Below are 12,311 nucleotides of genomic sequence, written 5' to 3'. Positions count from 1 at the left end.
TATAATCAAGTAGCTTTTTTCTATTCTGCAAAATAAGTGAATCCAATCGCCCCAACACCTGTATGTGTACTAATAACAGGTGTTGTAAAGAAGATTTCTGATTGTGTAAATCCACTAATTCTTTCAACTGCCTCTTTCATCTTCTGCGCTAACGGTAATGCTTTTGCATGTGGAATCGCAACGGCCTTTACTGTCTTACCAGCTATATCTTCTTCAAATATTTTCGCTAATGTTTTTACGACTTGGCCTTGACTACGTACCTTAGTAATCGGATTGAGAACCCCATCTTCAACACTAGCAATCGGCTTAATATTTAATAAAGATCCAATCATTGCTTTTCCTTTACCAATACGGCCACCTTTTACAAGGTTTTCTAACGTATCAACGACAACAAATAGGCGTGTATTTTTTCTAACTTCTTCAATACGTTTTAAAATATCTTCTAAAGAACGGCCTTCTTGCGCCATTTTCGCTGCCTCAATTACTTGATATCCTAAAGCATGAGTAATTAATAAAGAATCTACTACCGTTACTTTTGTATCTGTCATCGTTGCTGCACTATTTGCCGTTGCAACTGATCCACTTAGGCCATTTGTTAAGTGAATCGAAAGAACTTGGCTGCCGTCCTCTCCTAAACGATCGTACATTTCTACAAATGAACCAACTGCTGGTTGAGATGTTTTTGGCAATTCTTCCGCTTTTTCCATTTCTTCAATAAACTCATCTGGTTGTAAATCTATACGATCTAAATAAGTTTGTCCGTTCACAAAAATTGATAATGGGATAACATGAATATCATATTTTTCAATCACATCTGGTGATAAATCCGCCGTTGAGTCTGTGACAATTTTAATTTTTTGCATATTTTACTTCTTCCCTTTCCACTACGCTCTCCCTGTTATTATACTAGTATTCCCATTGCTTTCAACAGTTTGAGATAATTTTCCGACAAAATTCTCACTTTTTATGACTAAAAAGAAAACGACAGAGCGCATTTACTCTGTCTCGAATTTTTCTATGCATTTTTTTCTAACGTGTTTGTTTCATATACATTTGAATAATCATTCCATTTTAAGCAACTTCGCAAATATTCTCGAAATGAGTACGAAAACCTTGGTTGTTTTTGTTTTTGAATTTTTGAAATAAAGAGCTGAAGACGCGACTGAATTTGAAACGCTAATGGATGCTGTGTTTGTAGCACAGGGATTTCGACCACCTTTACGCATTTTCCTGTTGGATGAGTAAAATAAAAACTCTTCATAATCACGATATCAATCCTCTTTTTTTTGGATTTATAATGTTAGTATAAACCGACAAAGACAAAAAGTTTGTCTAAATTTTGGAGAAGCATTAATTTTTTCTTCTTTATATTGTATACGCTTACATTAATAGTATAACAAAGAAATAAAAAAAGTGCCCGTTATAAAGAGGCACTTTTCGATTCAAAATCATTTTCACGGCTTTGTTTACGCTTATACACAATTTTCGACAGAATGATACTAATTTCATATATACATATAAGAGGCACCGCTACCATACTATGTGATAAAAAATCAGGTGGCGATATACATGATGCTATAATAATTAATATGACATATGCATATCTCCTTATCCTTTGTAGGAAGTATGGCGTTAAAAAACCTATACTTGTTAAAAACATAACAACAATAGGTAATTCAAATATAACTGCAAATGGTACCGTTAAATTTAATACGAAATAAAAATATTTCTCGGTTGTAAACATCGTATTAAACATCTCATTTCCAATCTGCGTTAAAAAGTGAAATAAAAACGGCATCACAATAAAATATCCGAAACATAGCCCTGCAATAAATAATATAAACAACACAGGAATGTACATTAAAGTCATTTTTTGTTCTCGTGGATGCAAACCAGGTTTTACAAATAACCATAATTGAAATGCAGCTATTGGTATTGTACAAACAACTGCAAATAATGAAGCGATAGAAAAGAAAATCCATAACACATCACTTGGACCTAAAACTGTCAATTTCATTGTTAAATCTTTCACAAGTAAAAAATAAATATCTTTTGTATATACAAATCCTATAATTAAGAAAAAAACAAATGATAGGACGGTAATAATTAAACGCTTTCGCAATTCACTAATATGCTCTATAATACTCATTTCTCGATCATCCATTTTTTCACCACTCTTTTTTCATCCGATAAAAAAGATGCAAGAGAGCTTTTCGCCTTACACCTTTTCTAAATCATACATGTATTATTTGCGCTCTTTATCTTGGAAAGCATCATCCGTTAATTCTTTTGTTGACTTTTTAAATTCTTTTAAAGTCTCCCCTAAAGCTCGTCCAATTTCAGGTAATTTTTTAGGGCCGAATAAAATAAGTACAGCTACTAAAATTAAAATCAAGCCTGGAAAACCAATATTTGAAAACATATTTCCATCCCCCTTATAAGTAGATTGAATGGTTCTGCTATCCCTTGGTTTTATTTTGTCAGAAAAATTTGTTAACGTCAATGTATCCGTTACCTTTTGTCGCAAAAATTTGAAAATATAATTTTTATACAATTTTCATTTCCTATTCCTTTTGTATATGATATGGTGAAAGAAACTGCACTCCTCATTTTACTATGTAAGAAAGGAGTCGAAACATGACTCAAAAGATGAATCGAATGACTCAGTTTGTTAAAGAAGAAATCGCAAATGCAATTACACATGGCGTCGGTGCCATTTTAAGTATCCCTGCGTTAATTATTTTAATTATCCATGCCTCAAAGTACGGAACAGCATCGGCAATTGTAGGGTTTACTATATACGGTGTGAGCATGTTTTTACTTTATTTATGTTCAACGCTATTACATAGTATCCATCACCCAAAAGTAGAAAAGTTATTTACTATCTTAGATCATTCTGCCATCTATTTATTAATTGCTGGCACATATACACCGTTTCTACTCGTTACACTGCGCGGACCACTGGGCTGGACATTACTCGCAATCATTTGGACATTAGCAATCGCCGGAATCGTCTTTAAAATCTTTTTTGTACGTCGTTTTATTAAACTTTCAACTTTGTTTTATGTCATTATGGGCTGGCTCATTATTGTTGCCATTCAGCCGTTATATGAAAACTTAACAGGTAGTGGCTTCTCGTTATTATTAATTGGTGGCATTTTATACTCTGTCGGCGCCATCTTCTTCTTATGGGAAAAGCTCCCGTTTAACCATGCAATTTGGCACGTATTTGTATTAGGCGGAAGTACGATGATGTTTTTATGCGTTTTATTTTATGTATTACCTGTAGCATGAAGTGAAACTTTAATCAGTGGGAGGATTCTCTTCCCTCCACCTAACTTCTTTGCTTTTGCTGAATTTTGAGGCGAGGATATTACTGCCCACAAATAGTGGGATAAAAAAGGTCTCAGCTATAATAAAAGCTGAGACCTTTTTACTTACTTATTTAGCTGACCTGCAATAATATCTTGCGTATATTTTGCTAATTCTTTAATATCCATATTTCGATATTGTTCTGCTGTAATTGGTTTCGAAATTGTGACTGTTGCATGTGCCGGCTTCATTCGTCTACCGTTTGCTTCAAACATTTTATAAGTTCCGTCCAATGTTACTGGTAAAATCGCTACACCTGCTTTTACAGCAAGATGAAAACTACCAGCTTTAAATTCTCCCATTCTATCGCCCTTACTACGAGTTCCTTCTGGAAAAATAACGATAGAATGACCTTGCTTTAACAGCTCAATTCCATCTTTAATAGCTTGTAAAGATTGACGGCGATCCTTGCGATCCATAAATACACAGTTCATCAATTCCATCCATGTTGATACAAGTGGAAATTTTTTAATTTCCGCTTTTGAAACAAATCCAATTGGCTTATTTAAATACCCTAGTAAAACAGGAATATCCATATCACTTTGATGATTACTTACTACTAGTACCGGCATATCCTGCGGTACATTTTCAAGTCCATTCACTTGTACTGTTGATCCAGCTACACGAATCATCTTCTTGCCAAACCAATTTGTTGTTTTATACACCTGATAATCTTTTTCTTGCGGTGATAATGTATGTACCTTTCGTTTTACACGCCACATTCTTGGCGTAATACCAATTACAATTAAAATTAAGTACAAAATCTTAAAAACCGTTTGAATCATATAGAACCCCCACATATTGTCATTCCGTTCTTCATTATACTAGACAAACGAAGGAAAAAGAAGAAAAAATGTCCAAACGGCAAGTGTTTGGACATTTTTCATAAGTATGATAGATTAGAATTGTTTTGCTAATTCACGTGCTTTTTCGATTGCTTGTTCTTTAATTTCAGGTGCTTGTGCAGGATTTGCACTCATACCTTCTACTGCAATATATTCTACATCCGTTACACCCATGAAATTTAACATCGCTTTTAAGTGGTTACGGCCAAAATCCATTGCTGCGTATGGTCCTTCAGCGTAAATGCCGCCTGTTGCTTGGATATGAAGTGCTTTTTTGCCTTCTAATAAACCAACTGGACCATTTTCAGTATATTTAAATGTTTTACCTGCAATTGATAAGTTATCTAAGTATGCTTTTACAACTGGTGGATAGCTTAAGTTCCACATTGGTGTTACAAATACGTATTTATCTGCATGCATAAATGTTTCTAAATTCCCACTCATTGCTGCAATTTTTTGTTGTTGACTTTCGCTTAATGTTTCGAAGCCTTCTCCTGCACCAAGTTTTCCCCAAGCGGCAAGCACTTCTCCATCAATTGCAGGTACGTTTGTATGGAATAAATCAATTGTTACAACGTCATCTTGTGGATTCGCTTGTTTGTAAGCTTCAATAAACGCTTCTCCTACCGCCATACCGAATGATACTTCTACTGGATTTGGATTTGCTGTAATAAATAGTACTTTTGTCATGTTAATTTCTCTCCCTTTTTTCTCTTCATTAATATCTTCAATTCAAGATTTTTTGTTAAAAAGTAAATCACTTACCTTACATAAGTAATAATATATAATTAATTTTTATCTGTCAATAAAAATAGTTACTTTTTTTTCGTAAGTAAATAATTATATTGAGCGAGACTTTCATCATTGAAAGAAATTCATCACTGAATTACGGAAAGCTATTAACAATTAGAGACATTTCTTCGCTTCTCTCTAAATTTTGAGGTGGTGGTCTTACTGCCCACGAATAGCGGGATAAAAAAGAGCTATCTCACTTATGAATGAGATAGCTCTTTTTCCATCACTTTTGAAACACATGTTTGACCTTCTCAGCGGGAATACTACTTCCCCCTCTACCTTTTACATCTTCAATCATCATTGCCACAATCATATTTGGAGAATTTGCATCAAATGCAACAAACCATCCTAACTCTTTTCCATCTGCTTCTTTTGATTCTTTTAATTCCGCTGTTCCTGTTTTTCCAGCAAGCGTAATACCATCTAATTTTGCAATCTTACCTGTTCCTTCTGGGTCATTCACAACTTTTATTAAAGCGTCTTTCAAAATATCACTGTTCTCTTTTGATACCACGTTTTCTTTCCACGCCTTTACCTGCTTTTCATCTTTTAAAAGGTGTGGAGATGGAATATTCCCCTCATTCACAATTGGTGCATAAGATAATGCAACGTGAAGAGTTGACATTAAAACTTCACCTTGACCGTACCCTGTATCGGCAAGTTGAATATCATTTTTTATACCATCTTTTGCGATTTGCGAAGTTGCAAATCCATATTCAATCGGTAACTTTTCACCAAATCCAAATTTCTTCGCTTCTTCCATAAACTTATCTTTACCAATTTTTAATGCTTCCTGTGCAAAATAAATGTTATCGGAATAAATCATTGCTTTTTCAAAATCCACTGGATTAACATCTTTGACACGCGTTACATAATAGTTACCCCAAGAAGAATCTTTTGCCCATTTCAAACCATCAATGTTAAGCGATTCTTTTGGATTCAGTACTTTTGTTTCTAGACCAATTGTGCCTGTAATGGGCTTAAAAACAGAACCGGGTGCGTATACTTGTGTAAACCGATTTGTCATCGGCTTCTTCGGATCATTATTCCAAGCGTCTCGCTCTGCTTTTGCTGACTCTCTTATCATAGCGTTTGGATTGTATGATGGACTACTTACAAGTGCTAATGTTTCTCCTGTTTGCGGATGCACTGCTGCACTTGAACCCGCTTCGCCCTTCATTTCTGCATATATTTTTTGTTGTAAACTTCCATCAATCGTTAGTGTAATATGTTCGCCATCTTTCGCTTCTTTTTTGGCAAGTTCTTTTAATTCTTTTCCTTTCGCATCTGCAATATAAACACGTCCGCCTTTTTCACCGCGAAGTTTATCTTCAAAAACACTTTCTAGACCTGTTCTTCCAATAGGATCATCGGCTTTATATCCTTTATCCGCTAATTTCTTTAAATCCTCTGCATTCACTTTCCCCATATAGCCAGTTAAATGTGCCGCGGCTTCTCCTAAAGGATATGTACGAACATTAACTGTACGCGTCGCTACACCAGGCATAGATATGTAATCATCTTCATTTGCACCCTCTGGTAAAATAGAAAGTGGAACATAGTAGCCTGGTTGTACCCATTTTGCTGTTAATTTCTTTTCGATATCTTCAACCGGCATATTTAATAATTTTGCTAATGTTTCTTTTGTTTGCTGTGCTGATTCACCTAATTTTCCAGGCACAACTCCAACTTCTGAAGCTTTCCCATTCGTTGCTAATCCATTTCCATTCCTGTCATAAATTTCACCGCGCTTTGGCGAAAATGATTGAACAAGTACTTTATCATCTTGTTTCATAGTTGGAAAAATAAATGATGGATTCCAATCAACTTTCCAGACGTCCTTATCTCCATCCTTTTCTTTTACAAGTTTTGCATCATTGTCAAACGTAATCTTCCCGCCGATTGTATCCATGCTTACTTTAAAAGGTACATTCGCATTGTTTTTCTCATCTTTTTTATCTTCTTTTTTCGTTTCTGCTTCTACTTTTAAATTTTTCACCGCAATTCCTGTATAAACGTTTTCATATTTCTTTACAAAATCTTCTTTTGTAATCGACTGCTTTGCCTCTTTTGATAACTGTTCATACATTTCATCAAACTTTTGCTCATTCCATGCTTTTACATATGTATCCATCGCTTGCTCTGGCTTCTCTTCTTTTCCGCAGCCTACTATGAATAGCATTGAAAAAATAAAAAGCATTCCCCATATTTTTTTCACATTTTCCCCTCCTTGTATATTTCGATACTATCATACTATAAAAATCCAATTTTATAAAATTAACCCAATATAAAAACCGACGCAATATGCGTCGTTCTTTATATTACCATTATAACATTCAGAAAATTTTTACATAAGGATTTGTTTTTATTTTTCGTTTTCTTAGTATAGAAACAAAAAGGAGAGGATACAAAATTGTGGAGTGTACTTAGAAAAGACAACAACAAAAGAAGATTGGTATGTAATACACCAATCTTCTCTCCCACTTTATTTTCATTTACCATACACATGATAAGCATACGTATATGGATTTTTTTCATCTGTCACGCCTTGTTCTACAGATATTTCTTTCCACTGATCGTAATTAATTTCTGGAAAGAATGTGTCACCTTCAAATACTTCTTCAATTTTCGTAATATATAAGCGATCTGCAAATGGAAGAACTTCTTTAAAAATCTCTGCTCCGCCAATGACAAAGATTTCTTCATTCATTTGCTCGTCCATTTTCTGTACATCATCAATAGAATGGATAACTTCACAGCCTTCCATTTCATAATTTTTGTTACGAGTTAAAATAATGTTCGTTCTACCAAGTAAAGGTCTTCCAATTGATTCAAACGTTTTTCTTCCCATAATAATCGGATGGCCCATCGTTACTTTTTTAAAGTACGCCAAATCTGCTGGAAGATGCCAAGGTAATTGGTTGTCTTTACCGATTAGACGATTTTTATCCATTGCTACAAGTAATGAAATCATATGTATCCTCCTATCTTCGCTTACACAGCTACCGGTGCTTTAATTGCTGGATGTGGATCGTATCCTTCTAACATAAGATCGTTCATTTCAAAATCAAAAATAGATTTCACATCTGGGTTTAGCTTTAACGTTGGAAATGAACGTGGTTCACGTGCTAATTGTTTTTCTACTTGTTCAAAGTGATTTGTATAAATATGTGCATCACCAATTGTATGAACAAACTCTCCTACTTCTAGTCCACACTCATGCGCAATTAAATGTGTTAATAAAGAATAACTAGCTATATTAAACGGAATACCCAGGAAAATATCACCGCTACGTTGATATAGCTGACAAGATAATTTCCCATCTGCCACATAAAATTGGAATAATGTATGACAAGGTGGCAGTGCCATACTTGGTACATCTTCCGGATTCCATGCAGACACGATTAAACGACGGGAATCTGGGTTTTTCTTAATCATGTCAATTACATCTTGCAATTGATCAAGCGTCTCTCCAGCAGTCGTTTTCCATGCACGCCACTGTTTCCCGTACACATCTCCTAAATTACCATAACGCTTCGCAAATTCATCATCTTCTAACACCTTTGTTTTAAACAATTCCATTTGCTCTTCGTATTGCTTATTAAAGTCTTCATCTTGCTGTGAACGTAGTCCAAAATCTGTCATATCTGGACCTGTATACGCATCGCTCTCAACCCAATTTTTAAACGCCCATTCATTCCAAATATTATTATTATGCTGCAACAAGTAACGAATGTTTGTGTCACCTTTCATAAACCAAAGAAGTTCGCTCGCTACTAAACGAAACGGCACACGTTTTGTCGTAAGCAACGGAAAACCTTGACTTAAATCAAAGCGCATTTGATACCCAAATACAGATACTGTCCCTGTACCAGTGCGATCTTCTTTTCTCGTACCGTTTTCCATAACGTGACGGCACATATTTAAATATTCATACTCTGCGTGTTTCATCAAGTAACCTTCTTTCACAATTGCTTTATGTAACATTATTTGAGTTTATCATATGCCTTTGAATTTCACACTGCCTTTTTAGTAAAAAACTCTTTCATATAGTATACACGCGCAGAAACCTAGTATTTAAAAATTTTTTCACTTTTAAATCTGACATACTTTTGTCAATCTTTCCCATAAAAAGAAAAAGGATTTTCCTATCCTTTTCAAGAAACTATAGTGCGGAAGTAAATAATATATGAGTGGAGGTTTTACTATGCAAAAAACTGAAATGCCTCTTACAAGTAAATTACATACGAAAATCCAAAACATGATGAAAGATTTAAACGTCCCTGGAGCTGCAGTTGCTATCGTAAAAAACGGAGAAGTAGTATTCTCAGAAGGTTATGGGTTCCGTGATACAAAAAATAAAAAACCAGTTACCCCAAAAACGTTATTTGCAATTGGGTCATCGACAAAAGCATTTGGTACACTTTCTTTAAGCTTACTCGCACAGCAGCAAAAATTTAATTGGGATACACCTGTGCAAACTTACATTCCAACTTTTTCACTTCATGATCCGCTAGCAAGCGCACAAATTACAGCTCGTGACCTAGCATCTCATCGTACCGGTGTCAGTCGTCATGATACATTATGGTATATCTCTTCTTTAACTCGACAAGAAATCGCTGAAAAAATTCGCCACTTAGAACTAGATGCACCATTTCGCTCGGCATTTTTATATAACAACTTAATGTATGCCACGATTAGTTATATTGCTGAAAACATTACAAATCAAACATGGGAACAATATGTCACAGAACATATTTTAGAACCTCTCCATATGGAACGCACAAATTTTTCAGTTAGTACTTCACAAAAATCAGATGACCACGCACTTCCATACAGCGAGAAAGATGGGAACATAACAGAAGTACCTTTCTGCAAAATTGATACAATTGGTGCTGCTGGATGTATCAACTCTAATATAGAAGATATGGCAAAATGGATATTACTTCATCTAAATAAAGGAAAAGTTGGTGAACATGAACTTATTATGCCGGACATGCTCCAACAAATGTATACACCGCATATCCCAATTCCAGATGAACCAATGTTCGCTATGCCGGAATGCCCATTAAACAGCTACGGTCTCGGCTGGTTTATTAGCGCCTATCGCGGACATAAAGAAATCCATCATGGCGGGAATATCGATGGATTCTCGGCACTTGTATCCTTTATGCCAGAACATAATATTGGGCTTGTCGTGTTAACGAATTCCGGTAAAACGTTACTTCCATCTTACCTTGCGCATCAAATTTATGATGAATTACTTGGATTAGAACCAATTGATTGGCATAAACGTGCTGTAGAAGACACAGCGAAGTTTAAAGAAATAATGAAAGAAATGGACAAACCGCTACCACAAGTAAAGGAAACTATTCTTTCACATCCATTAAAGGATTATATCGGAACGTTCGAACATCCTGCTTACGGCACAATCGAAATACACAAACGAAATGAAACCCTATACTTAAAATTTGCCTCATTTGATATTGAAATGAAACATCATCACTATGATATGTTCAGCACGAAATGGAATGTTTTCCAAATGGAAATGAACATATTAATTTCTTATGAGATGAATATAGCAGGTGAACTAAACGAGCTTAAACTGCACCTACCAGCAACTTTAAGTACAAAGCCGCTTCTGTTTACGAAAACTGAAAAATAGAATTTCTATTAGTAAGATTTATCCCCAAAACAAAGAGCGCCAATTTTTATGGGGCGCTCTTTTCCTTTAAACAATCCTATTTGTAATTCAGATCATTACATATTAAGAGATGCAAATATTTCTCCAATAATCCCCTTCATTTGATGAACTCCTAAGTCTGTATTTGTCATAATCACAACACCTGTTTCTAAATACGGATAAGCAACCAGCATACACTGAAATCCTATTCCCCAACCAAGTGAGGAAATTTCAATTTCTTCTCCTGAACCATCAAGAAAAACGCCTAGACCAGTCCATTCTTTACAACCTTGTGAAGTAATTAGTTCTTTTGCCTTATTTTCAGAAAGACCAATTTTACTTTTACCTTTTAAAGAATTCATTAATTCAATTACTAAAATTGCTAAGTCTGTTGGTGTTGTCCAAAGTCCAGAAGCCACTGGATATGGATAGATTGGATATTCACCATGAACTATTTCTCCTTTTTTATTGTGACCACAAGAAAATTGTCCATTTCTTACTTTTAACAGCGTTTGTTCTAATGTGCTGTTTTTCATATGTAACGGTTCAAATATATGTTCATTCATTAACACCGTAAAAGGTTTACCACAAACATCTTCTATTAATTGCTGTATGATACAAAAGCCTGCATCTGAATATTGAAAGTCACTGTTTGGTTCATATTTCACTTCAATACGTTCTTTACAATACGGTGTTCTTCCTTCTAATAATTCAACCATTGTAGGAACACCTAGAGTAGAATCAAGCTCACTAAAACTTCCTTCAGGATCTATTACTCCCGCTTGATGACTAAGTAGTGATCGTAACGTAACTTTTTTATTTTGAGTATATTCATTTTCCGGAATATTAAAAGATATAAGTCTATTATTTATATCCTCATCTAAATCAAAGATACCTTGTTCAGTTAACTTTAAAACCAGCATTGCTGTTAAAAACTTACTCATTGAACAAGCATTAAAAATAGAGTCACTATTTACCCTACTATTCGTTCCTGCTTTCATAACACCCAATTCTTTTGTCCTATTTATTTCACCATTATGAATGAAAGCAATACTTAAACCAGATACATGATAATGCTCCATACGTTCGGAAATATTTATATTCCTTAACTCCATATCGAATCCACCCCCATATTATTCCATGTAAATTTTAACAAAAGAATATATGTTCGTAAATTGTTTTTATCTTTATCCTGGCTTAGTTAATTTATTGAACCACCCCCACCTATCTGCTTCGCTCTTGAGGTGGGGGTCTTCTCGCCAGATATGATAAAAGATGACCTCTGTCAGAGGTCATCTTTTATTTACATCTTCATATTCGGCGCATACACAACTTCTAATATGTAACCATTTGGATCATAAAAATCGACTGTATAATATCCTTCTGAATACTCTTTTACTTCTATCGGTCCACGAATGATTGGTGCACGAACATTATGTAAGAAATGTGCTACTTCATCAACTACAGAACGATTCATTGCTTGATAACAAATATGCCTTGGGCCTAACGTTCGTACAAGTTCTACACCAATTTCCTTAAAATATATTTCTGTTTTCCCTGTACTAAAAGCAGTTTTATTTAGTTGTTTCCAGCCAATAATGAATACTCCCCCACTT

At 34.8% G+C, this 12,311-nt stretch carries 13 protein-coding genes; 2 read left to right on the top strand and 11 right to left on the bottom strand.

Annotation, left to right across the window (positions count from 1 at the left end; genetic code table 11):
- Positions 1–20: 20 nt before the first annotated feature.
- From CN326_RS05910 to CN326_RS05895, 4 genes are all read right to left on the bottom strand, one after another.
- On the bottom strand, positions 21–863 hold the full coding sequence (locus tag CN326_RS05910) for a DegV family protein (RefSeq protein WP_098307195.1): 843 nt from the start codon (positions 861–863) through the stop codon (positions 21–23).
- Positions 864–1,015: 152 nt separating this feature from the next.
- On the bottom strand, positions 1,016–1,267 hold the full coding sequence (locus CN326_RS05905) for a DUF2535 family protein (RefSeq protein ID WP_141524979.1): 252 nt from the start codon (positions 1,265–1,267) through the stop codon (positions 1,016–1,018).
- Positions 1,268–1,420: 153 nt separating this feature from the next.
- Positions 1,421–2,164, bottom strand: a complete 744-nt coding sequence (tatC, locus tag CN326_RS05900; protein WP_098307193.1) for a twin-arginine translocase subunit TatC — start codon at positions 2,162–2,164, stop codon at positions 1,421–1,423.
- A gap of 81 nt (positions 2,165–2,245) precedes the next feature.
- Positions 2,246–2,422: a twin-arginine translocase TatA/TatE family subunit gene (locus CN326_RS05895; protein WP_098307191.1), complete on the bottom strand. Its 177-nt coding sequence runs from the start codon at positions 2,420–2,422 to the stop codon at positions 2,246–2,248.
- A 215-nt stretch (positions 2,423–2,637) separates the two neighbouring features.
- Here CN326_RS05895 and trhA point away from each other — a divergent pair, with 215 nt between their 5' ends.
- Positions 2,638–3,294: a PAQR family membrane homeostasis protein TrhA gene (gene trhA / locus CN326_RS05890; RefSeq protein ID WP_098307189.1), complete on the top strand. Its 657-nt coding sequence runs from the start codon at positions 2,638–2,640 to the stop codon at positions 3,292–3,294.
- Positions 3,295–3,437: 143 nt separating this feature from the next.
- Here the strand turns inward: trhA and CN326_RS05885 are convergent, their stop codons facing one another.
- From CN326_RS05885 to CN326_RS05865, 5 genes are all read right to left on the bottom strand, one after another.
- Positions 3,438–4,157, bottom strand: coding sequence for a lysophospholipid acyltransferase family protein (locus CN326_RS05885; protein WP_098307187.1), 720 nt, complete (start codon positions 4,155–4,157; stop codon positions 3,438–3,440).
- A 114-nt stretch (positions 4,158–4,271) separates the two neighbouring features.
- The gene (locus tag CN326_RS05880) at positions 4,272–4,907 is read right to left on the bottom strand and encodes an FMN-dependent NADH-azoreductase (RefSeq protein ID WP_098307185.1); all 636 of its coding nucleotides are present in this window, start codon (positions 4,905–4,907) and stop codon (positions 4,272–4,274) included.
- Between the two features lie 328 nt (positions 4,908–5,235).
- Complete coding sequence (locus tag CN326_RS05875; RefSeq protein ID WP_098307184.1) at positions 5,236–7,230, bottom strand: penicillin-binding transpeptidase domain-containing protein; 1,995 nt, start codon at positions 7,228–7,230, stop codon at positions 5,236–5,238.
- 273 nt (positions 7,231–7,503) lie between these two features.
- Positions 7,504–7,986 (bottom strand): dihydrofolate reductase, encoded by a 483-nt coding sequence (locus CN326_RS05870; RefSeq protein WP_098307181.1) that lies wholly within the window; start codon positions 7,984–7,986, stop codon positions 7,504–7,506.
- A gap of 20 nt (positions 7,987–8,006) precedes the next feature.
- On the bottom strand, positions 8,007–8,963 hold the full coding sequence (locus CN326_RS05865; protein ID WP_098307179.1) for a thymidylate synthase: 957 nt from the start codon (positions 8,961–8,963) through the stop codon (positions 8,007–8,009).
- Between the two features lie 256 nt (positions 8,964–9,219).
- On the opposite strand from CN326_RS05865, the gene CN326_RS05860 reads away from it, so the two are divergent.
- Positions 9,220–10,677: a serine hydrolase gene (locus tag CN326_RS05860; RefSeq protein ID WP_098307177.1), complete on the top strand. Its 1,458-nt coding sequence runs from the start codon at positions 9,220–9,222 to the stop codon at positions 10,675–10,677.
- A gap of 95 nt (positions 10,678–10,772) precedes the next feature.
- Here CN326_RS05860 and CN326_RS05855 read toward each other — a convergent pair whose 3' ends face one another.
- Both CN326_RS05855 and CN326_RS05850 read right to left on the bottom strand, forming a co-directional pair.
- The gene (locus CN326_RS05855) at positions 10,773–11,810 is read right to left on the bottom strand and encodes a serine hydrolase domain-containing protein (RefSeq protein WP_098307174.1); all 1,038 of its coding nucleotides are present in this window, start codon (positions 11,808–11,810) and stop codon (positions 10,773–10,775) included.
- 188 nt (positions 11,811–11,998) lie between these two features.
- Complete coding sequence (locus CN326_RS05850; protein WP_098307597.1) at positions 11,999–12,295, bottom strand: VOC family protein; 297 nt, start codon at positions 12,293–12,295, stop codon at positions 11,999–12,001.
- Positions 12,296–12,311: the final 16 nt, after the last annotated feature.

Origin of the sequence: Bacillus sp. AFS018417 (genome assembly GCF_002560985.1) — a bacterium.
GTDB classification, from domain to species: domain Bacteria; phylum Bacillota; class Bacilli; order Bacillales; family Bacillaceae_G; genus Bacillus_A; species Bacillus_A rhizoplanae.
The sequence above is the reverse complement of the archived record's forward strand: the minus strand, read 5'-3'. Positions and strand labels throughout refer to the sequence as shown.

Coding starts and splice junctions, on each gene's coding strand:
- CN326_RS05910 (WP_098307195.1), bottom strand. CDS start 863: ATGCAAAAAATTAAAATTGTCACAGACTCAACGGCGGATTTATCACCA.
- tatC (WP_098307193.1), bottom strand. CDS start 2,164: ATGGATGATCGAGAAATGAGTATTATAGAGCATATTAGTGAATTGCGA.
- CN326_RS05895 (WP_098307191.1), bottom strand. CDS start 2,422: ATGTTTTCAAATATTGGTTTTCCAGGCTTGATTTTAATTTTAGTAGCT.
- trhA (WP_098307189.1), top strand. CDS start 2,638: ATGACTCAAAAGATGAATCGAATGACTCAGTTTGTTAAAGAAGAAATC.
- CN326_RS05885 (WP_098307187.1), bottom strand. CDS start 4,157: ATGATTCAAACGGTTTTTAAGATTTTGTACTTAATTTTAATTGTAATT.
- CN326_RS05880 (WP_098307185.1), bottom strand. CDS start 4,907: ATGACAAAAGTACTATTTATTACAGCAAATCCAAATCCAGTAGAAGTA.
- CN326_RS05870 (WP_098307181.1), bottom strand. CDS start 7,986: ATGATTTCATTACTTGTAGCAATGGATAAAAATCGTCTAATCGGTAAA.
- CN326_RS05865 (WP_098307179.1), bottom strand. CDS start 8,963: ATGAAACACGCAGAGTATGAATATTTAAATATGTGCCGTCACGTTATG.
- CN326_RS05860 (WP_098307177.1), top strand. CDS start 9,220: ATGCAAAAAACTGAAATGCCTCTTACAAGTAAATTACATACGAAAATC.
- CN326_RS05855 (WP_098307174.1), bottom strand. CDS start 11,810: ATGGAGTTAAGGAATATAAATATTTCCGAACGTATGGAGCATTATCAT.